Annotated in this window: 21 protein-coding genes, 1 tRNA gene, 1 other RNA gene and 2 riboswitches; of the genes, 12 read left to right on the top strand and 11 right to left on the bottom strand. The window is 53.0% G+C overall.

The genetic code is table 11. The features are described from left to right. Positions 1 to 262: 262 nt before the first annotated feature. Both rnpB and BMX00_RS13605 read left to right on the top strand, forming a co-directional pair. Positions 263 to 565: RNase P RNA component class A (gene rnpB, locus BMX00_RS13610), an RNA gene on the top strand. Between the two features lie 129 nt (positions 566 to 694). Continuing rightward, positions 695 to 1,186, top strand: a complete 492-nt coding sequence (locus BMX00_RS13605; RefSeq protein WP_090829560.1) for an LEA/WHy family protein — start codon at positions 695 to 697, stop codon at positions 1,184 to 1,186. A gap of 55 nt (positions 1,187 to 1,241) precedes the next feature. Here the strand turns inward: BMX00_RS13605 and pyrE are convergent, their stop codons facing one another. Beyond that, positions 1,242 to 1,883, bottom strand: coding sequence for an orotate phosphoribosyltransferase (gene pyrE, locus BMX00_RS13600; protein ID WP_090829559.1), 642 nt, complete (start codon positions 1,881 to 1,883; stop codon positions 1,242 to 1,244). A gap of 30 nt (positions 1,884 to 1,913) precedes the next feature. Here pyrE and BMX00_RS13595 point away from each other — a divergent pair, with 30 nt between their 5' ends. Next, positions 1,914 to 2,687 carry an exodeoxyribonuclease III gene (locus BMX00_RS13595; RefSeq protein ID WP_090829558.1) on the top strand — a complete coding sequence of 258 codons (774 nt, stop codon included), beginning with the start codon at positions 1,914 to 1,916 and terminating at the stop codon, positions 2,685 to 2,687. An 83-nt stretch (positions 2,688 to 2,770) separates the two neighbouring features. Continuing rightward, positions 2,771 to 4,159, top strand: a complete 1,389-nt coding sequence (locus tag BMX00_RS13590) for an AmpG family muropeptide MFS transporter (protein WP_090829557.1) — start codon at positions 2,771 to 2,773, stop codon at positions 4,157 to 4,159. Positions 4,160 to 4,168: 9 nt separating this feature from the next. Here the strand turns inward: BMX00_RS13590 and metW are convergent, their stop codons facing one another. The 8 genes from metW to BMX00_RS13550 form a co-directional block, all read right to left on the bottom strand. Then, positions 4,169 to 4,771, bottom strand: coding sequence for a methionine biosynthesis protein MetW (metW, locus tag BMX00_RS13585; protein ID WP_090829556.1), 603 nt, complete (start codon positions 4,769 to 4,771; stop codon positions 4,169 to 4,171). Positions 4,772 to 4,961: 190 nt separating this feature from the next. Next, the gene (gene metX / locus BMX00_RS13580; RefSeq protein ID WP_090829555.1) at positions 4,962 to 6,089 is read right to left on the bottom strand and encodes a homoserine O-succinyltransferase MetX; all 1,128 of its coding nucleotides are present in this window, start codon (positions 6,087 to 6,089) and stop codon (positions 4,962 to 4,964) included. 275 nt (positions 6,090 to 6,364) lie between these two features. Then, entirely contained in the window at positions 6,365 to 8,092 is a 1,728-nt protein-coding gene (gene ptsP, locus BMX00_RS13575) for a phosphoenolpyruvate--protein phosphotransferase (RefSeq protein WP_090829554.1), read from the bottom strand. Next, complete coding sequence (locus BMX00_RS13570; protein ID WP_090829568.1) at positions 8,089 to 8,358, bottom strand: HPr family phosphocarrier protein; 270 nt, start codon at positions 8,356 to 8,358, stop codon at positions 8,089 to 8,091. Before BMX00_RS13570 ends, ptsP begins: the two co-directional genes overlap by 4 nt. Positions 8,359 to 8,362: 4 nt before the next feature. Further along, positions 8,363 to 8,752, bottom strand: coding sequence for a PTS sugar transporter subunit IIA (locus BMX00_RS13565; protein WP_090829553.1), 390 nt, complete (start codon positions 8,750 to 8,752; stop codon positions 8,363 to 8,365). A gap of 36 nt (positions 8,753 to 8,788) precedes the next feature. Continuing rightward, positions 8,789 to 9,739 carry a glutathione synthase gene (gshB, locus tag BMX00_RS13560; RefSeq protein ID WP_090829552.1) on the bottom strand — a complete coding sequence of 317 codons (951 nt, stop codon included), beginning with the start codon at positions 9,737 to 9,739 and terminating at the stop codon, positions 8,789 to 8,791. Between the two features lie 263 nt (positions 9,740 to 10,002). After that, positions 10,003 to 11,295, bottom strand: coding sequence for a glutamate--cysteine ligase (gene gshA / locus BMX00_RS13555; RefSeq protein WP_090829551.1), 1,293 nt, complete (start codon positions 11,293 to 11,295; stop codon positions 10,003 to 10,005). A gap of 156 nt (positions 11,296 to 11,451) precedes the next feature. Continuing rightward, positions 11,452 to 13,017 carry an AAA family ATPase gene (locus BMX00_RS13550; protein WP_177171871.1) on the bottom strand — a complete coding sequence of 522 codons (1,566 nt, stop codon included), beginning with the start codon at positions 13,015 to 13,017 and terminating at the stop codon, positions 11,452 to 11,454. A 440-nt stretch (positions 13,018 to 13,457) separates the two neighbouring features. Next, positions 13,458 to 13,556, top strand: a riboswitch (glycine riboswitch). Positions 13,557 to 13,565: 9 nt separating this feature from the next. After that, positions 13,566 to 13,676: riboswitch (glycine riboswitch) on the top strand. A gap of 41 nt (positions 13,677 to 13,717) precedes the next feature. Here BMX00_RS13550 and gcvT point away from each other — a divergent pair. From gcvT to BMX00_RS13510, 7 genes are all read left to right on the top strand, one after another. Further along, positions 13,718 to 14,800: a glycine cleavage system aminomethyltransferase GcvT gene (gene gcvT, locus BMX00_RS13540; protein ID WP_090829548.1), complete on the top strand. Its 1,083-nt coding sequence runs from the start codon at positions 13,718 to 13,720 to the stop codon at positions 14,798 to 14,800. A gap of 42 nt (positions 14,801 to 14,842) precedes the next feature. Further along, complete coding sequence (gcvH, locus tag BMX00_RS13535; protein ID WP_090829547.1) at positions 14,843 to 15,232, top strand: glycine cleavage system protein GcvH; 390 nt, start codon at positions 14,843 to 14,845, stop codon at positions 15,230 to 15,232. A gap of 92 nt (positions 15,233 to 15,324) precedes the next feature. Then, positions 15,325 to 16,683, top strand: coding sequence for an aminomethyl-transferring glycine dehydrogenase subunit GcvPA (gcvPA, locus tag BMX00_RS13530; protein ID WP_090829546.1), 1,359 nt, complete (start codon positions 15,325 to 15,327; stop codon positions 16,681 to 16,683). A 54-nt stretch (positions 16,684 to 16,737) separates the two neighbouring features. Next, positions 16,738 to 17,244, top strand: a complete 507-nt coding sequence (gene tpx / locus BMX00_RS13525; protein WP_090829545.1) for a thiol peroxidase — start codon at positions 16,738 to 16,740, stop codon at positions 17,242 to 17,244. 137 nt (positions 17,245 to 17,381) lie between these two features. Beyond that, complete coding sequence (gene gcvPB / locus BMX00_RS13520; protein WP_090829544.1) at positions 17,382 to 18,836, top strand: aminomethyl-transferring glycine dehydrogenase subunit GcvPB; 1,455 nt, start codon at positions 17,382 to 17,384, stop codon at positions 18,834 to 18,836. 19 nt (positions 18,837 to 18,855) lie between these two features. Continuing rightward, positions 18,856 to 19,791, top strand: coding sequence for a carbohydrate kinase family protein (locus BMX00_RS13515; protein ID WP_090829567.1), 936 nt, complete (start codon positions 18,856 to 18,858; stop codon positions 19,789 to 19,791). 94 nt (positions 19,792 to 19,885) lie between these two features. Continuing rightward, positions 19,886 to 20,665 (top strand): lysophospholipid acyltransferase family protein, encoded by a 780-nt coding sequence (locus tag BMX00_RS13510; protein ID WP_245728093.1) that lies wholly within the window; start codon positions 19,886 to 19,888, stop codon positions 20,663 to 20,665. Here BMX00_RS13510 and BMX00_RS13505 read toward each other — a convergent pair. Both BMX00_RS13505 and BMX00_RS13500 read right to left on the bottom strand, forming a co-directional pair. Then, positions 20,586 to 21,413, bottom strand: a complete 828-nt coding sequence (locus BMX00_RS13505) for a symmetrical bis(5'-nucleosyl)-tetraphosphatase (RefSeq protein ID WP_090829542.1) — start codon at positions 21,411 to 21,413, stop codon at positions 20,586 to 20,588. The genes BMX00_RS13510 and BMX00_RS13505 overlap by 80 nt on opposite strands. A gap of 104 nt (positions 21,414 to 21,517) precedes the next feature. Then, positions 21,518 to 22,066: a c-type cytochrome gene (locus tag BMX00_RS13500; RefSeq protein WP_090829541.1), complete on the bottom strand. Its 549-nt coding sequence runs from the start codon at positions 22,064 to 22,066 to the stop codon at positions 21,518 to 21,520. 172 nt (positions 22,067 to 22,238) lie between these two features. On the opposite strand from BMX00_RS13500, the gene BMX00_RS13495 reads away from it, so the two are divergent. After that, positions 22,239 to 22,315: transfer RNA gene (locus BMX00_RS13495), tRNA-Arg, on the top strand. Positions 22,316 to 22,340: the final 25 nt, after the last annotated feature.

Raw genomic sequence — 22,340 nt, 5'->3', positions numbered from 1 at the left:
GAGAAGCACCGGAGCCTTAAGTTCTTAAGTTAGCTGCTCTTAAGTTAAGCTCTCTTAAGTTGCGCTTAAGTTCTCTGAGATTCTCTTAAGCTCTGCATCAGGCTCCAACCCTGCATCACTTCAATACAGCGCGGCTTCAACGAAAGTTGAAGCCGCTTTTTTTTAGCCCTGCTTCTCGAAGCGCAAGTTTATTTTCCGGCCCCGAAGCAGGGACAGTTCCCTGAAATTTGTTCCCTCCCATCGTTAATGATATGATGTTATCGAAGTTGGCCAGACAATCGCTGCCTGTCTCTCAGCAATGAAGGGCGGGGAGAGGAAAGTCCGGGCTCCACAGAGCAGGATGCCGGTTAATGGCCGGCCGCCGAAAGGTGAGGAATAGGGCCACAGAGACGAGCGTATTAAGTTACGGTGAAACGCGGTAACCTCCATCCGGAGCAAGACCAAATAGGCAGGCGATGACGCTGCTCGCAGAGCCTGTGGGTAGGTCGCTCGAGCGCATGGGCAACTGTGCGCCTAGAGGAATGATTGTCCACGACAGAACCCGGCTTATCGGCCAGCTTCTTCTCTTTTGAACCTTCCAATAATCCTCATTTTGCCGGACTGGCCGTAAGGCAGCCGTGGAAAGGGCTTGTTCGAATGCCGATTCATAACAATTCGGGATGATTCCGGGTTACAGGTAAAACCAGTCCACAGTATGAATCTCCGCAGGGTGCTGATCTCAGGATTGGTATACATCCTTTTCGGATGTGCGACCTTTACACTGCAAGATCCGCTCCGCATCTCCGTAGCCGGAATGGAGCCGTTGGAGGGGAAGGGCCTGGAGGCGCGTTTCGCGGTCCAGCTCAGGATCCAGAATCATAGTGACCAATCGGTGGACTATGATGGCGTCGCCCTTGATCTGGATTTGCGCGGAATGAGCTTCGCCAGCGGGGTAAGCGATCAGCGCGGTACCATACCGCGCTATGGAGAAACCATAATTACCGTGCCGGTCACAGTTCCCGCGACCGCCATCATTCGTCATGTATTCGGCTTTGCCACCGGGGACCGTACCAGAGCCGATTATCGGCTGCGTGGTCAACTTGGAGGATCAGGATTTGGTGGGGGAAGGAACTTCGACTCGAAGGGAGAAATTACGTTGCCGCCGCTACCGCCAGAGGACAGGCGGATAGAACCATTAACCTTGTAAAATACGCGCCTACGCCTAACGAAGATCACCTGCTTCACTGTGTGAATTCCCTGTACTAACCGATTCCATATCGTTCGCGATAATTCTGCATGGCGCGCAGATTGTGTCCCAGGTCTTCGCTGTCTCGCAGATAATTCATGATGTCGTCAAGATTGACAATACTGATGACCTGAATGCCATACGCATGATGAACTTCTTGCGTCGCCGAAAGTGCCCCATTCCCTCGTTCCATCCGGTCAAGCGCAATACCGACCCCGCAAGGTGTAGCACCCGAAGCATGAATATGGTTAACCGATTCCCGCACTGATGTACCAGCGGAAATGACATCGTCAACGATCAGCACTCTCCCCGCAAGCGGAGCGCCCACGAGGTTTCCTCCTTCACCATGATCCTTCACTTCCTTGCGATTGAAACAGAAAGGGAAGTTATGGCCGCTCTCGGCCAGGGCAATAGCGATAGCGCTCACCAATGGGATGCCTTTATAGGCGGGGCCAAAAAGCATATCAAATGGAAGCTCGGCAGCCTGGATAGCTTTGGCGTAAAATTGTCCGAGCTTTCTGAGAGAGTCGCCATCATTGAATAGCCCTGCATTGAAAAAGTAAGGCGACATCCGCCCTGCCTTGGTCTTGAATTCGCCAAAACACAGCACATGGCGGCTGATGGCGAACTTTATGAACTCCTTCCGGAAATCGGACATCTATATATATGACAAACGGAAAAATTGTTTATGCGAATTATAACGCTTAACGTGAATGGCGTGCGTTCCGCCGCGAGCAAGGGTTTTTTCCGATGGCTTTCGATACAAAACGCAGAGATTGTTTGTGTACAGGAGCTGAAAGCTCAGGTCTGCGATATTGCCGGTGAAATATCATCACCGGGGGGCTATCATGGCTACTTCCACTGTGCTCAGAAGAAGGGCTACAGCGGGGTAGGAATTTATAGCAGGCATAAGCCCGACAATGTAATCGAAGGCATCGGCAATTCAGAGATTGATGTCGAGGGGCGTTATCTGTGTATGAACTTCGGCCGTTTAAGCGTGGTATCGATCTACCTGCCTTCCGGCTCCAGCGGCGAACATCGCCAGGCCGCCAAATTCCATTTCATGGAACAATTTTTTCCCTTCCTCAAAAAACTCGCGGATTGCGGCAGGGACATTGTTTTATGCGGTGACTGGAATATCGCCCACAAGGAGATCGATCTGAAAAACTGGCGCTCCAACCAAAAAAATTCCGGTTTTCTGCCCGAAGAACGGGTATGGCTTACCCGCGTGTTCGATGAGCTTGGATTTGTTGATGTGTTCAGACGGATCAACCAAGAGCCTGAGCAATATACGTGGTGGTCCAATCGGGGGCAGGCCTGGGCCAAAAATGTGGGCTGGCGCATAGATTATCAGATTGCTACGCCGGAAATTGCCGGCAAAGCAACCGGCGTCTCGGTATACAAGACGGATCGCTTCTCTGATCACTCACCGCTCATTATCGACTACGACTATACCTTATGAGTCCGAGCCGGTGGTGGTTGATTTCGTGTCCTTCGCACTACGCGAACCGCCATATTGGCGCTCGAACAGCCACTTCAGAATAAATGTCATCCGCCCTGTCCGGCTGGCTCCATGCTTTTCGCATTTACACGCATCCAAGGGTTCTGGGAATGCTGTCGCTGGGCTTCTCCGCGGGGTTGCCGCTGCTGCTGGTGCTGGGCACACTTTCGTTCTGGTTACGAGAAGCAGGAATCGATCGTGCCACTATCGGCCACTTGAGCTGGATCGGGCTTGCTTATGGTTTCAAATGGATGTGGTCGCCGCTGGTGGATCGTCTGCCCCTGCCGCTACTGACGCCATTGCTGGGCCGCCGGCGTGCCTGGCTGCTGCTGTCGCAAATCCTCATTGCAGTCGCCCTGGTTGGCATGGCGAACAACGATCCGCTTGAGAATCTTACCTATACGGTTTTTTTTGCGTTGACTGTCGCATTTGCCTCGGCTACTCAGGATATCGCGCTCGACGCTTATCGAATCGAAGCCGTAGCACCAAGACTCCAGGGAGCCATGGCTGCCACTTATCAGGCGGGCTATCGCATGGCGATGATCCTGGCCTCCGCGGGAGCCTTATGGATTGCTGCCGCGGTTGATCCGTCGGAGGCTACCTATGACTATGCGCCATGGCGCATTGCCTATTTGACGATGGCCGCATGCATGGCGGTTGGCATCGTTACCACCCTCATCATTCGCGAGCCCGAGGTTCCCCTCGCAGATCTGATCTCGGAGAATGAGACCCGTGCCAGGACAGCCATTGCACACTGGCATCTGAATGAGAAGCTCGAGCAAATAGCGGCCTGGCTGTACGGTGCCATGATAGCCCCCTTTAGAGATTTTATTGTGCGTCATGGAGGGCATGCTTTGCTGATCCTGGCTTTGATTGCGCTTTATCGCATTTCGGATGTTGTAATGGGCGTGATGAGTAACCCCTTTTACGTGGACATGGGTTACACCAAGGACGAGGTGGCAACAGTCTCAAAAGTTTACGGCGTCATCATGACGATTGCCGGCGCAGCCATAGGCGGAGTACTCACCGCAAAACTCGGCATCATGCGAACGCTATTTCTGGGAGCAGTTCTCTCCGCCGCGACCAACCTGCTATTCGTCTGGCTGGCAGGACGCGGTCATGACCTAATGGGGTTGGTATTCACCATTTCTGCCGATAATCTGTCAGCCGGCATCGCCTCTTCCGCGTTCATTGCCTACCTTTCCGGGCTGACCAACTCGGCTTATTCCGCCACTCAGTACGCACTGTTCAGTTCGGTGATGCTGCTGCTGCCCAAATTCATCGCCGGGTTCAGCGGCGAATTCGTCGATGCTTACGGCTATGCGAGCTTTTTTACCGGTACTGCATTACTCGGCCTGCCGGTACTGATTTTAGTATGGCTGGCTGGACGGGCGAAATTTGAAAAGGTGGATTTTCCTCCACCTCATAAGTAACGCGCTGCGTCACTTCTGTTGTTCGAATCGATAAAAGGCAAGCATACCCAGCAGGTTGGGCATAAAAGTGATTGGATGATCTCTATTCATTACCCTGCGTTCGAGAATGCGTGCGCCGTGCTGATGGCAGAACTCTTCAAAGTCGCCCAGCGTACAGTTGTGGATATTAGGAGTGTCGAACCACTGGTAAGGCAGGGTTTCTGAAATGGGCATATGGCCGGCCATAACCTGTAAGCGATTTTTCCAGTAACCAAAATTAGGGAATGACACAATACCTTCGCTACTTACCCGCAGCATCTCCTTGATGATTCTCTCGGTGTTTTTTACGGCCTGCAGGGTTTGTGATAGAACCACGTAATCGAACGATGCCGATTCAAAACTTTGGAGTCCGGATTCCAAGTCGCTCTGAATCACGTTTACGCCGTTATTGAAACACGCCAGAACGTTGACGTCGTCAATTTCTACGCCATAGCCGCGGGTATTCCTGGCGTCGCGCAAGAAACACAATAGTGAGCCATCGCCGCAGCCAAGATCGAGCACCTTGGCGCCTGGCTTCACCCATGCGGCAATGACGGCAAAATCGGGCCGGGAAACGTTTGATGAGGTAGTCATATCAATATGTCACAACGTACGGCTCGTTATCTGTTGGAGTAATGATTGATACAGCGCCAGTTGGTCACGATGATAGCCATCGGTGACAAATAACTTGCAAGAGCAACGTACAAGAGCAAATTACATGAGTCACTGCCACAGCCTGTTTGCCCCGCCGAGAAAGCGTCAATAGCGCAGGCAGCCGATATCCTCATATACCAATATTGTCCATGTAGGCCCGCACCAGCTTATGATAATGGCGATCTTCCATCAGGAAGGAATCATGCCCATGGCTGGAAGTGATTTCCGCATAGCTGACGTTCAGCTCGTTGTCCAGCAGTGCTTTGACAATGGCACGCGAGCGCTCAGGCGAAAAGCGCCAGTCCGTAGTAAAGGACAGCACCAGGTAATTCGCCTTGGCGGCCCGGAACGCGGCGCTTAAATCATTGCTGTGCTGGAATGCGGGATCAAAATAATCCAGCGCCTTGGTCATCAGCAGATAGGTATTGGCGTCGAATTGGTCGGCAAATTTATCCCCCTGATAGCGCAAATATGATTCGATTTCGAACTCGACATCGAAACCGAATGCGAGCGCACCGTTACGCAACTCCCGTCCAAACTTTGCGGCCATCGCGTCATCCGACAAGTAGGTGATGTGCCCAAGCATGCGGGCAAGGCGTAAACCTCGCCGAGGTACCATTCCATGCGAATAGTAATCTCCACCGTAAAAATCCGGGTCGGTAATGATGGCTTGGCGTGCAACGTCGTTGAATGCGATATTCTGCGCGGTTAACTTGGCGGCCGCGGCGATCACCAGCGCATGCCGTACCCTTTCGGGAAAATCGAGCGTCCATTGCAGAGCCTGCATGCCGCCCAGACTGCCGCCAGCCACTGCGGCAAACTGGTCAATGCCTAGGTGGTCCGCCAGCCGTACTTGCGTTTTGACCCAATCTTCCACGGTCACGACTGGGAAGCCCGCACCATAGTATTTACCCGTCCTGGGATTCATGCTGGCAGGCCCGGTAGAACCATGGCAGCCACCAAGATTATTTACGCCGACTACAAAAAACTTTTTGGTATCGATGGACTTGCCGGGGCCGATCATATTGTTCCACCAGCCTCCGCTCTTTGGGTTGTCGTCGTAATACCCCGCGAGATGATGGTTCCCGGACAGCGCATGGCATATCAGTACGCCATTGGATCTGGCCGCGTTGAGTTCGCCATATGTTTCATAGACCAGTTCGTAACTGTCGAGCACCGCTCCACTTTTTAAATGTAGAGGCACATCGAAGCGCGCAACCTGCGGTGTAATGATGCCAAGGGAACCGGAGTCTTGCATCAGGTAACAGCGTTCAGGAATAACTTACAGTCGAACGGGCTGCCACTATGAAGCCCGCCCGTGCGGAAGCGCCCGGCAGAATAAATACCGATTTTGATTCCCTGCATATGGGAAAACGCCTATGGTAGTGACAAGGTTAGCAGAATTACTGTCGCGATCCGTAACCAGTGATTATATTCAAATACGCATCTAAAAATCCAACCTGAACGGTTGCCTGGTTTGCATCTGTTCGTCGCGCATTATTCGACTGAAGAAAATATAATCGGTTTGACAAATCAGCTATTGAGCTTGGTCAATAAGGCGTGGATCTTGTCCGGATCATCGGATTTGAGAATTTTCCGCGTGAACGGCATGATGTCAGGCAGACTGCTCCTCAAAACTTCTCGCTTTACAGTCAGCAGTTGTGCTGGGTGCATGGAAAACAGACGCAGCCCAAAACCCAATAGCAATCGAGTAAATATTATATCGCCGGCAATTTCGCCGCAAACCGCGACAGGTATACCGGTTCGATTGGCGCTGCGGATAATGTGCGCCACTAGCCGCAACACTGCCGGATGCAATGAATCGTAGAGGTGTGCAACAGAATCATCGGCACGGTCTATCGCGAGCGTGTACTGAATCAGATCATTCGTACCGATCGACAGGAAATCCAGCTTGCGCATGAAAACATCGAGGGATAGCGCCGCAGCCGGAATTTCAACCATACCGCCTATCTGTATGCTTTCATCGAAGGAAATTTTTTCCTGGCGCAAGCTCTGCTTGGCGTTTTCAATCAAATGTAATGTCTGAGTGATCTCGGCAACACTGGAGAGCATTGGTACCAGGATTCGAATTTGACCATAACGTGAGGCCCGAAGGATGGCGCGCAATTGCGTATTGAACATTTGTGGTTCAGCCAGACTCAGGCGGATGGCGCGTAGCCCCAACGCCGGGTTGGCGGCCACCCGCTTTGCGCTGTCGAGGTTTTTGTCCGCTCCCAGGTCAAACGTACGTATGGTGACGGGCAGACCCCGCATTTTTCGTGCCACGGTGCGATAAGCTTCGAATTGTTCATCCTCATCAGGCAGGGTACTGCGATTAAGAAACAGAAACTCACTGCGAAACAGACCTATACCTGTAGCGCCATTTTCCTTCACCTGTTCGACGTCCGACGGCAGCTCAATATTTGCGTATAGTTCCACCATCGTCCCATCGAGCGTCGCGGCAACGGTCGTCTTGATGCGTTTGAGCTTTTGCTTTTCCAGTTCAAGCTGACTCTGACGCAACCGGTATTCCGCCAGCACGTGCTCATCAGGATCGACAATTACCACGCCCTGTGTGCCATCTACAATCAGGACGTCATTGTCGCGGATCAACCGGCGCGCATGATGTAGCGCTACGATAGAGGGAATGTTGAGGCTGCGCGCCACGATAGCGGTGTGTGAAGTCAAGCCGCCCAGATCAGTCAGAAACGCGGTAAAGGAATGCTGCCGGTACTGGATCACGTCGGCGGGACTTAAATCATGGGCGACAAGGACGCTGTCGCCATCCCGCTTGAGTATCGGCGGAATATATCCGGGATGACCCAGCAATACTTTCAGCACGCGCTCCACCACTTGAATCACATCAGTTTTGCGCTCTCGAAGATAGACGTCTTCGATTTCCTCAAATTGCGCCATCAGTACATCCATCTGCTGGGTAATAGCCCATTCGGCGTTGCACTGATTTTGCGCAATATAGGCCTTGGCCGCGGTGGAAAGCGTGGGATCGTCCAGAATCATCCGGTGTAAATCCAGAAATGCACCGTATTCCGCGGCTGCAGGGCCGCTGACAACGGATGCATGCAGCGCCTCAAGCTCCTCTCGCACCGCCGTAAACGCGGTATCCAGCCGGGATATCTCATTGCTGACCTGGCCCGGGGGTACGATGTGATGGGCCACCTCCAGCGCGGCGTGCGAAGCAAGATGAGCATGTCCTATGGCGATGCCACTGGAAACGCCCACACCGTGCAGTACGAAGCTCACTCGCTTTCTCCGAAACGCTCGTCGATCAGGTTTACCAGCGCTTGCATTGCTTCGATTTCATCCACGCCAGTTGTTTCGATGCCCAAGATGACGCCTTGACTGGCGGCAAGCATCATGACGCCCATAATGCTCTTCGCATTGACCTTGCGACCGTTACGGGATATCCATACTTCGCTGCGAAATTGTCCTGCCAACTGGGTAAGCTTTGCGGAAGCCCGCGCATGCAATCCCAATTTGTTCAGGATCTTGATCTCTCTCTGTTGCATGATGTTATGGTGAGAAAAGACGAATAACGCCATCTCTACCACCCATCAATGCCTTCTCCGCTGCGACCGCAAGCGACTCGGTGCGGTAAGTGAGCGCTCGCACCAGCATGGGCAGATTGACGCCCGCGAGACATTCCACTCTGCCGGGACTGATCAAGCGACTGGCTATATTGCATGGCGTTGCACCGCATATATCGCACAGTATCAGCACTCCATCCCCCTGATCGAGCTGTTTGATCAATCCCAGCGCTTTGCCAACGGCTTTATCGGGGTCATCTTGAGTGGTGATGCTCAATCCTGTCAGATGTCGCGAGTTGTCGCCCATGACATGGTTGGCGCAATGGATCAGGCTGTCACCCAGATTGCCGTGAGAAACAATTAAAATCCCGATCATGTTTTTTAAATTATTTACGCTGGTTGATATTAATTTTCAGGAACATGTGTTTTCAAGCGCATCCATCATCATTCCAGCTACATTGAAGCCGGTCTGATCCGAGATTTCTCGCATGCAGGTGGGACTGGTGACATTGATCTCGGTGAGATAGTCGCCAATAACGTCCAAACCCACCAGCATTAAGCCATTATCATAGAGTGCGGGCCCGAGTGCTTCGGCGATTTCACGGTCGCGTCTGGTTAGCGGCCTCGCAACGCCCGTACCCCCCGCGGTAAGATTACCACGCGATTCTCCCGGCCTGGGAATGCGTGCGAGCGAGTATGGCACAGCGCTGCCTGCTATCAGCAGAATGCGCTTATCCCCTTCGGAAATCTCGGGAATATATCGCTGAGCCATTACCGTACGGGTACCGTAATGTGTAAGAGTCTCGATGATGACACCTATATTGTGATCATCACGGTGAACGCGAAAAATACTTGCTCCGCCCATGCCATCCAAAGGTTTGAGCACGATATCGTGGTATTCGGCAAGAAATTCCCGGATTAAATGTTCCTGCCTTGTCACCAGCGTAGGTGGGGTATATTGAGCAAACTTCGCTATCGCAAGCTTCTCGTTATGGTCCCGCACAGCGCGCGGACTATTGATAACAGGGGCGCCATGGCTTTCCGCCAACTCCAGCAAATAAGTACTATAGATATATTCCATGTCGAACGGCGGATCCTTGCGCATCATCACCGCATCGAATTCCCGCAATGATACTTCCTCCGGCTCACCTGCACGATACCAGCGATGCGCTTCCCCTTCCTCACCGGTTAACTCCAACGCACGCGCAAACCCGGTGGTCTCGCTTCTCCTCCATACCAGGTCCCCCTGTTGTAAGGAGAATAGTTGATGACCGCGAAAAGCCGCTTCGCGCATCATGGCAAAGCTTGAGTCTTTAGATGTCTTAATTGAATCGAGTTGATCGAGAATAAAGGCAAGTTTCATTAAGAAATCTCTGAATAAGTCCCACGCGGGTGCGACAACGGCTTTCCGGGATGAGACGCGTAAGGCGACGAAGCGAATGGCGCGACTTCGCAGGGCGAAGCAGTGCCATCCGAAGGAAGGTGCGACCTCAAGTACACTGGCCGGCATAAGAGACTTGACAAATACGATCGCGGGCTCAACTGCGACCTCTGCGTCGTGTGCGCCTTGTGATCGTTCCCATTTTACCAGCCATGCCGCTCCGCGAGGGCTTGTCCAGAGATTCCTTAAACCGTAGAGCCAGTGCGTTCACCAGTCTTTTCCAGCTCTTGCGCCGCCGCAAGCAGCGCCAGGCGCGCTATTACCCCATACGCATAAAACCGGTTGGCGCTGCAGCCCGGTCGCGCTTCACGGTCCGGCAACAGACAGGTATCTTCAAAGGCCAGCGGCACAAACTGCATACCCGGAGCATTCAGATTTTCATCGATGCCCCGTCCCGTATGCACACGGTAGAAGCCGCCTACGACATAATGGTCGATCATGTAAATCACCGGTTCCGCCACTGCTTCATTGATACTTTCAAACGTATAAACCCCTTCCTGCACCATGACTTCCGTGACCTGCAAACCTTCCTTCACCACCGCCATCTTGTTGCGCTGCCTGCGGTTAAGGGCTCGAACTTCCGAGCCGTCCTTCACCGTCATGATGCCCATCCCATAAGTACCGGCATCGGCTTTGACAATGACGAACGGATCTTCCCTGACCCCGTATTCAGCATATTTTTCCCGAATGTCATGCAGGATTTCGTCTACGGTGCTTGCGACGCAGTCTTCCCCTTTCTTCTCGCGAAAATTAATTTTCCCGCAGGACGCGAAATATGGATTGATGAGCCACGGGTCGATGCCAATCAGGCCGGCAAATTGTAGCGCGACGTTATCGTAAGCCGCGAAATGCTGAGATTTGCGCCGCGTCGCCCATCCTGCACGAAGAGGCGGAATGATAATCTGCTCAAGATTTTGCAGGATCGGAGGAACACCTGTGGAGAGGTCATTATTCAGGAGCACGGCGCAAGGGTCGAAGTCTTCTGTAACCAACCGATTACCCTTGCGCTGAACTGGCTCGAGGATGAGCTTGACGCCGTCCGGAAGATCAATTGTGGTCGGGGTCGTGATTTCTGGCAGCAGGGTGCCAATGCGAATATTCAGGCCCGCGTGCCGCATGATGGCCTGCAACGTAGCGAGGTTTTGCAGGTAAAAAATGTTGCGTGTATGGCTTTCGGGGATCAGTAGTACGTTGCGCGCGTCGGCGCATATTTTCTCAACGGCCGCCATCATTGCCTGCACGCATAATGGCATGAATTCGGGATTGAGATTATTGAACCCCCCGGGGAACAAATTAGTATCTACCGGCGCGAGCTTGAAGCCGCTGTTGCGTAAATCCACAGAGCAGTAGAAAGGCACAGTATGCGTTTGCCATTGATTTCGCAACCAATGCTCGATAGAGGGCATGGCATTGATGATGCATCGCTCCAGATCGATGATCGGTCCGCTGCGGGCAGCAGCAAGATGGGGTACTGGCATAGAATACTGATCGTATTTATTTAATGTAACAGCATCATTGTAGCATTATGCGTTGCTCACCCCGACATCGGAAGTGCCGTACGAAATAGTGTATGCGGTTACGGAAGCTATCGATAACCGCCGGACATCCCAGCGGTGGATTTGTTCAGATACACCCTAACGACTCAGGTCGCCCCAGGTAGACGGCTCGGGGTGAAAAGAGCTTTGATACTTTTGCGGAAGTTCGTTTATTGCCGCAGCGGCCTGATTGCGATCGGGATAGATGCCGTATGTGACCCTGAATTTCGCTTTTTCTCCGTCGTTTACCGTATGCACATAAAGATCGGATAAATCGACCAGTTTCTGAGCTCGAACCAAAAATCTTTCCATGCGGTCGGGCTGAACGTTATCTGTTGAAAACAGCTGAATCGTATATTGATTTTTATCCACTGTCGCCATGCTCTTCGTCGTTGCCTCGACCCGCTGCTCGAGCAGTGCATAGCCTTCCAGCTTGACTCCGCCAATATAAGACTTGCCAGACCGCTGTTGCATGGCCGCAGTGGCCGGCTGATCCTGCGTGTTTCTCGTTGCCGCAGCAGTTTCGGGAGATGCATGGGGTGAGGATCCAGCCGTTGAAGCTGGGGAAGGAGTGTTCCCGGGCATCGATGCGGCGGTGGGTGGATAAGCCGGCACAGGCGCAGGTACGGGCGCGGGGACGAGTGCCGGTATAGGCGCCGGGGCAGGCGCCATGATGGGAACTTGCGCCGATGGGGCTGCTTCAGACGGCGCTGAAGCGACGACAGAGGAAACCTCCGCAGAAGGAGAGCGAAGGGCAAACCAACCCAGCAGGCCCAGCACTGTCACGGTAATCACAGCGCTCGCGCCGACTGCGCGATGGTTCAGATCGAACCAATCAGACCAGTTCCGCCAGTTGAAACTGTACTGGATTCCGCTATCCTTGATGGCCGCCTTAACGTGGTCCGCAGTTACATCAGGTGAACCCGTGGAAGAGGCTGTCTCGAGCGACCTGTCAGCGAGAATGTTAAGTGAATGGATAAGGCCGCCAGAGGCCATGCTGATCAACTTTATCGCTGGCGGAGTAAACACGACTGGCCCGCGATGGCCGGCTGCGCGCATGCGCGATATCAGATACTCCTCCACCGCTTTGCGATTGAACGGCTTCAACTCAAAATGATGAGTAACGCAACCCTTAAGCTTGCGCATCTGTGGCAAGGTCAGAGTGTGCCCAAGCTCGTTCTGTCCAAGCAAGACAATTTGCAGCAGCTTGTGGTGGGGCGACTCGACCTCATAAAGGGCTCTCAACTCGTCCAGTATCTCGGCTGATAACTCTTGCGTCTCATCGATCAGCAATACTATCCGTTTGCCTGCGGCATATTTTTCGTTCAGCAAACATTGTAGTTCTGCCGCCAAGGCGTCGCGAGGTGCACAGGTACAGTTTTCTTCGACGCCTTTCCCTGCCAGTCCGGCCAGGTCAGACTTTAGCTGACGGCTTATCAAGTTGAGGAATTCTTCCAGCGTTGAAACTGGCTGGGTGAGGTAAATCGTTTGCATCTGCGCAGGCAACCGCTTCATCAACGAGTGACACAATGTTGTTTTGCCGCTGCCACATTCTCCAGTTACCGTGATAATCCCCTCCGCACCCTCACCATGCGTAAGCACATAAATAAGTGCGTCCAGCATCAAGCCCCGGTTAGCTCCTCCGTAAAAAAAATCATTACCCATCGGATCCTGATGGGGGAACGGCTGTTCAGATAACCCGAAGTGGCTCAGATACATATTGCTTAATATTTTTACGAAACGCTGAAGGGGGCAGGCTATAAAGGACCCTATCTCCAAGGGGTCTGAATAAATGATGTGTCAAGCTTCTGCAAGGCTCGACCTGGATGGATGGAATAAGATACCACCATAATTCCGAATCCGGCCGCCGATCGCTTGGGATTGCATGGTAAGCAATGATGTTATTGAAGAAAACACAATTTTACCTTTCAAACTTTTCGTGGCCTACTGTACGTCCAATACTGGAACCGGAATATCGGGAATTCCTTGGCAAATATCCTTTTTTTTAAAAACGGAGACAGGAGCAGCCGCCGCGGCGGCCATGGAACATAGTTATACCTTGTATTGAACCGGTTTGCTGGAGTATAGTTCGAGTTCTGCCATTTATAGTTCAAGCGGAAGAGCGCGTCGATTTCGTCGTCGCGGCCGAAGGCGCAACCCCCCGGAATCGCTTAGGCGTAGATCAAGTTGATTGATCGGTTAAAACCGCTTGCAACAGGCAATCTGGAGAGTGCCGGCGCGCCCGTATCGGGTCTTCGGCCACCGAAGGGGCAATACGGACGATATTCCGTAATCTCTCAGGTAAAAAGGACAGAGGGGTGAGGTCACTAACGTGACTTCACCCCTTTTTTTGAGGTAGCGATCTGTGAAAACAACCTCTCTTAATCAGACCCACCACGACATGAACGCCAAGATGGTCGACTTTGGCGGCTGGGATATGCCTCTGCATTACGGTTCTCAGCTTGACGAGCATCATAAGGTGCGCCGTGATGCGGGCATGTTTGACGTGTCGCATATGTTGGCCGTAGATATAAAAGGCGATGGCGCGCGCGATTTCTTGCGGCGGCTGGTTGCCAACAATGTGGACAAACTTCTGCAGTCGGGTAAAGCACTCTATTCCTGCATGCTTAATCCCCGGGGCGGCGTAATAGATGATCTCATCATTTATTATCTTTCGGAATCGCACTTCCGCATGGTCGTCAATGCTGGTACCGCTGATAAGGACATGGCGTGGATGCTGGCAAAACGCGATGAGCTCGCTCCAGGATTGGAAATTATTCCGCGCCGCGATCTGGCAATGATTGCGGTACAAGGACCTAACGCCCGCGCCAGGGTTTGGGAAGTCATTGCGGGGTCTCAGGCTGTAACCGAGGGGCTGAAGCTGTTCCAGGCCGTACTGTTCGACCAATACTTTATCGCGCGGACCGGCTATACCGGTGAGGACGGCTTTGAAATCATGCTGCCCTCGAGCGATGCCGTAGAGTTCTGGAATGCGCTCTTGGCCGCTGGTGTTGCGCCCGCGGGGCTGGGGGCGCGTGATACGTTACGGCTTGAGGCCGGTATGAATCTTTATGGCCAGGACATGGATGAAACCACTAGCCCGCTGGAATCCGGGCTGGGCTGGACGGTTGATCTGAAAACCGATCGTGAGTTTATCGGCAAGCAGGCGCTTCTTGCGGCACCCGCAAGGCAACAGCTCATAGGTTTGGTCTTGCTGGATCGAGGCGTGCTGCGCAGTCATCAGAAAATTGCCATTCCGGGCGATACGAGCGACGGCGAAATCACCAGCGGAGGCTTTTCTCCGACGCTCAATCAGTCCATCGCGCTCGCGCGTGTGCCGTTGTCAATCAATGCTGGCGATGAAGTTCAGGTAATCGTACGGGACAAGCCGCTGCGAGCAAAAGCGGTGAAATATCCATTCGTCAGAAACGGCAAAATTTTGGTTTGATTTGGACAGCAGAATAATGTCATTCAATTCCGGAGCAAAAACATGAGTATTCCAAGCGATTTAAGATATACCAAATCCCACGAGTGGGTAAGGCTGGAAAACGACGGCACCGCGATGATCGGTATAACCCAGCATGCCCAAGAGCTGCTGGGAGATATGGTATTCGTGGAAACCCCGGCTATAGGACGCAAACTCAAACAGGGGGAAGAATGTGCTGTCGTCGAGTCCGTCAAAGCGGCGGCTGACGTATACTCGCCCATCGCAGGGGAAGTCACTGCGGTTAACCCCGATCTCGAACTGGCCCCTGAGAAAATCAACCAGGACGCCTACGCTGCATGGCTTTTCAAACTAAAACCGGTCAATGCCGCCGATCTGAATCATCTTATGGATGCCGCAGGCTACCAGAAAATGTTGGAAAGCGAGGATCACTGAGTCAACTGGAATAAATAAGGCCCGATGGTATTTCAAGTCTTATTTCTTCCTGCCGTTCAGTATTCGTATTTGTAGAAACCACGGAACAAACCATGCCGTTCATTCCCCATACTGAAGAAGATGTACAGGCGATGCTTGCGAGCATCGGCGCCAATTCTATTGATGATCTGTTCGATGAAATTCCGCCCGCGCTGAAAAGCGCCGGCTTGAAGGGGGTACCGCCCGGCTTAAATGAAATGGAAGTCTCAAGGCTGATGCTGGAGCGGGCCGAGACGGACGGACGCTATCTCAATTTCATCGGGGCGGGTGCCTATGAGCACCACATCCCTGCAGCAGTGTGGCAGATCACTACGCGCGGCGAGTTTTATTCCTCTTATACGCCCTATCAGGCGGAAGCAAGCCAGGGGACGCTGCAACTGTTATATGAATATCAAACCATCATGGCCTCGCTGACCGGAATGGACGTATCCAATGCGAGCATGTACGACGGCGCGTCTGCTCTGGCTGAGGCGGCATTAATGGCCGTGCGCTCGCATAAGTCCTCCCGGCGTATATTAATGCCTGCAACGGTCCATCCTGTATATCGTAGCGTCGTGCGCGCCATTGTTCGGAATCAGGGTATTGAGGTGGTTGAACTCCCCTACTGCCCAAAGTCTGGCCGGACGTTAATGGAAAGCCTGGATGAGTTCGGCAACGAGGAATTCGCTGCACTGGTCATTCCGCAGCCCAACTTTTTTGGGGTACTCGAAGAGGTTGACAGCCTTACCGATTGGGCTCACGGTAAAAACGCACTGGCTATCGGTGTGGTCAATCCCATGGCACTTGCACTCCTCACCCCGCCTGGCGAATGGGGAGAAACGGGCGCGGATGTGGCCGTAGGTGAAGGTCAGCCTTTAGGAATCCCGCTTTCGAGCGGCGGCCCCTATTTCGGCTTCATGGCTTGCAAGCAGGCGCTGGTACGTCAAATGCCGGGGCGTATTATTGGCCGTACGACGGACCAGGATGGCAAATCCGGCTTTGTACTTACGCTTCAGGCGCGCGAACAGCATATCCGCCGCTCCAAGGCGACCTCCAATATCTGCACGAACCAAGGACTGATGGTCACAGCGGCTACCATTTACTTGTCCCTGATGGGCCCGGAGGGCCTGCGTCGGACCGCCGTGCAATCCCATGCAAATACACTGGCATTGTTGGACAAGCTAGAAAGCTTGAAGGGAGTGAGGAGAATTTTTGATGGACCGCTGTTCCACGAAGCAGCGATTTCTCTTCCGATGCCGGTCAAAGATGTGTTGGACAAGCTTAAATCCCGGCGAATTCTCGGTGGGCTGAACCTGGAAGAATATTATCCTGAACTTGGCAGCGCAATGCTGATATGCGCCACCGAAACCAAGACTTCGGCGGATTTGGCGAGCTATGCCGAGCATTTAGGCCAGACGCTCGATCAGCTTTAATTGTTTGATTGATTTTAGTTACTTCGACTACACCCTCAACTTAAGGAGAACGGCATGGTCACTCTCGCAGGCAACCCCATCAAAATCGAAGGAACGTTCCCGAAGGTAGGCGATACGGCGCCCGATTTTTCGCTTGTGAACAGGGATTTAAAAGACGTCACGCTGGCCGATTTTACGGGCAAGAAGAAAGTACTCAACATCGTCCCCAGCCTCGACACACCCGTCTGCGCCCTCTCCACCCGAAAGTTCAATGAGAAAGCGAGCAATATGGAGAATACCGCAGTATTGATAATCGCTGCGGATCTGCCTTTCGCAATGAGCCGCTTCTGCGATATGGAAGGTCTGGATAAGGTGGTGCCGCTTTCAACCATGCGTGGGTCTGAATTCATGAAAAATTATGGCGTTGCCATCACTGATAGCCCGCTGGCAGGCATCACAGCTCGCGCCGTCGTAGTATTGGATGAAAATGATAAAGTAACGTACGCTGAGCTGGTGCCGGAGATCAAGGACGAGCCCAACTACGATGCAGCTTTGGCGGCTCTGGAACGAGCCCATGCTTGAGTTCGATGCGACGGATGTCATTGAAACGGGTATCGTTGAAATCGCAAGCTAAAGTGGTGCGCGTCGTCGCGTAGGCAATTTCCCCGCACAGGTCCCTGAAACCCTTCAATAAATACTGGCAAAGATTCGAATTTATCATGTTGATATTTGAACACTCCCGCCCCGGGCGGCGCAATCATTCCCAATTACCCCCGCAAGCTCCAGAAGTACGGGATATCCCGCCCAATCTGATACGAAAAAAACTGCCGCTTCTGCCGGAAGTATCCGAAATGGATGCGGTGCGCCATTACACGCGGCTGTCGCAAAAGAATTTTTCAATAGACACGCACTTCTATCCGCTGGGCTCATGCACGATGAAGTACAACCCGCGGGCATGCAATTCGCTCGCCATGCTGCCTCAATTTCTGGCTCGGCATCCCCGCGCACCGGAAAGCACAGGACAAGGCTTTCTTGCCTGTATGTATGAGTTGCAGGAGATATTGAAAGATGTAACCGGGATGGCGGGAGTCAGCCTTACGCCAATGGCCGGGGCGCAGGGTGAATTGGTGGGAATATCGATGATACGCGCGTACCATGAGTCGCGCGGCGATACCGCTCGGACCGAAATAATCGTTCCCGATGCGGCTCACGGAACCAACCCGGCCACAGCGGTTATGTGCGGCTATAAAGTCGTGGAAATAGCCACTGACAAAGAAGGTGATGTGGATATGGATGCGCTGAAAGCTGCGGTTGGACCGCAAACGGCGGGGTTGATGCTGACCAATCCCTCGACGCTCGGCGTGTTTGAAAAGAATGTAGCCGAAATGAGCAAAATCGTCCATCAGGCAGGCGGATTGTTATATTACGACGGGGCCAACCTGAACGCTATATTGGGCAAAGTGAAGCCTGGCGATATGGGGTTCGACGTCATTCACATCAATCTGCATAAGACATTTTCGACGCCTCATGGCGGAGGGGGTCCGGGCTCAGCACCGGTGGGTGTGGCGCAGCGCCTGCTGCCGTTCATGCCTGTACCGGTGGTGACGTTCGAAAACGGATCTTACAGCTGGCTGACGGAGAAGGACATACCGCAATCCATCGGCAGACTTTCAGCCCATATGGGAAACGCGGGCGTATTGCTCAGAGCATATGTCTATGTCCGCCTGCTGGGGGCGGAAGGCATGCACCGGGTAGCGGAGTTTGCTGCGCTTAACGCCAACTATTTGATGGCGGAACTCAGCAAAATGGGTTTTGAAATTGCGTATCCGACACGCCGCGCCAGTCATGAGTTTATTGTCACGCTGAAAGATCTGAAGGAAAAGACAGGGGTCACGGCCATGAATGTAGCCAAGCGGCTGCTTGACAAGGGGTACCATGCTCCCACCACCTATTTTCCACTCCTGGTGCCTGAATGTTTGCTGATCGAACCCGCTGAAACCGAATCCAAGGAAACGCTCGACGCATTTGCCGCGGCCATGAAGGAAATTCTGGACGAAGCTTATGCGCAGCCGGAAATGGTTAAAGGCGCACCTCATACGACACCGGTACGCAGGCTTGATGACGTGAAAGCCGCACGTGAACTGGATCTGGTCTGGAAACAGAAGCCAGCCTGACTTAATGGATACGGCGACCATGAATATACTCATCTGCGGCTCGATTGCATACGACACGATCATGGTGTTTAACGATCATTTCAAGAATCACATCCTGCCTGAAAAGATTCATATTCTAAACGTCGCGTTTCTGGTACCGGATATGCGCAGGGAGTTTGGCGGTTGCGCCGGCAATATCGCTTACAATTTGCAGATGATAGGTGGCCAACCGCTCATCATGGCTACCGTTGGCGATGACTACCAGCCATACGCCAACCGGCTGGACAAGCTCAACCTGGCACAAACTCATGTACGTCCGGTTCAGAATACGTTCACGGCGCAAGCTTTTATCACTACTGATCTAACCGATAATCAGATCACCGCCTTTCATCCTGGCGCAATGAACCATTCGCATGAAAACCACGTAGCCGATGCGAAAAACATAAGCCTTGGTATCATTGCTCCGGATGGACGCGATGGTATGGTGCAGCACGCGCACGAGTTCCGTGAAGCTGGTATTCCATTTATATTCGATCCAGGCCAGGGTTTACCCATGTTCGACGGTCAAGAACTGCTGGATTTTATCAATAAAGCGGATTATGTGGCTGTCAACGACTACGAAGGTCAGTTGCTGTGTGAACGTACGAAGCTTGCTCTGGAAGAGCTTGCCAAGCGCGTAAAGGCATTGGTTGTCACAAAAGGCTCGGAAGGGTCAATCATCTATGCTGATGGCCGGCAGATCAATATCCCCAGTGTTAAGGCTGATAAGCTGACTGATCCGACCGGCTGCGGCGATGCGTACCGGGCTGGGCTGCTCTTTGGAATCGCCAATGGCATGGATTGGCAGAGCACCGGACAGCTTGGTGCGTTGATGGGGTCGTTGAAGATCGCGCATCGGGGCGGCCAGAATCATGTTTTTACCCGAGATGAAATCGATCAGCGGTATTTCGACAACTTCGGCTGCCGCATTTTATAGGATATTTGAATAGATCCCCTCTGGCTTTTCTGTTTAGACCTCTTGCCACTTTGAATGTAATAATAGTGGCATGGAACACCCCACCACCAGTCGATTGACACGAACTCTTCGCATTGTACGTTTGGTGCTGCATGTCATTTCCGGCCTGATTCAATCCGCGATTTATCCGCATCTTGATCAGCCTGCACAAAGACGCATGGCACAGAACTGGTCAGCAGGCCTTCTGTCAATTTTATGCATCAGGCTGCGCTACCGCGGTGTTGTGCCCTCCTCCGAGACGGCTCGGGCGATGCTGGCGGCCAATCATGTCTCATGGCTGGATGTCTACTCCATCATTTCGGTTTGCCCCGCGCGTTTCGTAGCCAAGTCTGAAATTCGGGGGTGGCCGCTTTTGGGCTGGTTAAGCCGCAATGCCGGAACGCTTTTTATCGAGCGCTCCAAGCGTAGCGACACCGCGCGAATTAATCAGCATATTGCCGAGGCGTTGATGATCGGGGATCGGGTTGCGGTATTTCCGGAAGGTACTACCAGCGATGGCACCGAACTAAGGCACTTTCATGCATCGCTCTTACAACCAGCGGTATCGGTTGCAGCCATTCTGTATCCGGTCGCAATACGTTATACAGATGTAACAGGACAGATCAGCCGGGCAACGCCATACGTTAATATCTCGCTCATGGAATCGTTACGGCGGATATTAGGCCAGACATGGATTGACGTGGAACTGATCTTTGCTGAACCCATCAGCAGTGGTGGAAAAAACCGCCGGGAACTGGCACGACATGCTGAACAGGCTATTGCCCACGCTTTGTCGCTTCCGCTGCCGCACAAGGCACCTGAAAAACCTTCCGATCCTTCAAACGAACGGCAGTAAGGCACCCGCCCCACAAGCAACCCGTGTCCAGGGCTATCAGGTTAGGTTGAATTCGCAGGCCCAGCGCGGACCAATGTCCACAAATAATGGTCGCTTCCCGGCTGGCGCGGTTTGGTATCTCGAACCATGGCATGTACCCGGATGGCGTGTCCTTCACCAGTCCCTTATGGGTGAAATCCATTTTTCCATCGGGCGTACACACCCGCATGCGTGTCATTGCATTGATCACCACGCGCAAGCGCTCATAACCCTCAAGTCTTTCGTCCCAACGGTCTGGCTGATTGCCATACATATGCAAGCAAAGCTTACTGAAATGCTTGCTGCGCAGTGCATTTTCGACTGCTTCCGCCAGCGTCGAGGCTTTTTCCACCGACCAGGACGGCAACAAGCCCGCATGCACCATCACATAATTCCCATCCACATGCAACAGCTTCCGATGCCGCAACCAATCTAGCAACTCGCTCCTGTCAGGCGCAGCGAGTATATCCTCAAGCGTATCATTGCGATGCATTCTGGCGCAGCCTTCGGCAACCATGAGCAGGTGCAGATCATGGTTTCCCAACACCATTACAGCAGCTTTCCCCAGTTCTTTGACGAAACGAAGGGTCGAAAGAGAATCGGGACCGCGATTGACAATGTCACCCACGAGCCACAGTCTGTCCTTTGTACGATCAAAACAAATCAGCTCAAGGAGCTGCCTGAACTCGCTATAGCAGCCCTGCAAGTCGCCGATTGCGAAAGTGGCCATATTTTTAACCGGCGCTGTTTTTAGAAGTCACCTATTCGCGACACCTGCCAGCGCAAACCGTTTTCCGGTAGCGTCGCTTATCCACATTGCCAGTTTTTATAACGTCACTTTGATTGGCTCACCATATAATCCACGAGCGCTTTGACATCGGTATCAGAGAGGCTGGCATTCCCCCCCTTGGGCGGCATGGCATTCTTCCCCTTGAGAGCGCTGTTATAGAGCGATTCGGCCCCAGCCTTGATGCGCGGCGCCCACGCTGCCTTGTCTCCCAGCTTGGGTGCGCCCGCCGCGCCGGTGGCATGGCATGCGGCACAGCTGGACGTATAGATCGCCGTTATTTTATCGCCCTGGCCAGAGGCCGCCATTGAGGTGGCTGGCGCGGTCATCGCCTGGCCGGCCATTGGCGCCGATTTCACTTCAGCCTGGGGGGAATCCGTTGCGAGCACCAGTGAACCCACCGGCCTCAAGCGTTTCGCCACCGCCTGGTCCGAAAACGCGGGATTATCGCGATCTATCGGCGGATTGCCTGTGGCGAAATGCCCCAGAAGCATAATTATCAGTACTGGAAATACAAAAGCAGCGACAAGGACCGTAATCAACTGTTTCGGCGTTTTGATGGCCGATGAGTGCTCTTCATCTTCTGTGCCGCTCACAATAACCCCCCAAGAAAAAAATGGTTATTGTATAGATTCGTTCCAGTTGAGGCAAAAGAGTCAGCTCATTTCTGTTGGACGGAGGATATAAAAAAAGCTATGCTATGAGCCCTGTTTACCCGGCTAATGTAAACGTTGATGTAAACCGATGTAACGCAAACCCGGAAAACTGGCGCCCATAGCTCAGATGGATAGAGTACCGCCCTCCGAAGGCGGGGGTCACACGTTCGAATCGTGTTGGGCGCGCCAATTGTAAAATAAACTCAACTGCGGC

Origin of the sequence: Nitrosovibrio tenuis (genome assembly GCF_900109785.1) — a bacterium.
In the GTDB taxonomy this organism is placed as follows: domain Bacteria; phylum Pseudomonadota; class Gammaproteobacteria; order Burkholderiales; family Nitrosomonadaceae; genus Nitrosospira; species Nitrosospira tenuis_A.
This window is presented reverse-complemented; position numbering and strand designations above follow the sequence as displayed.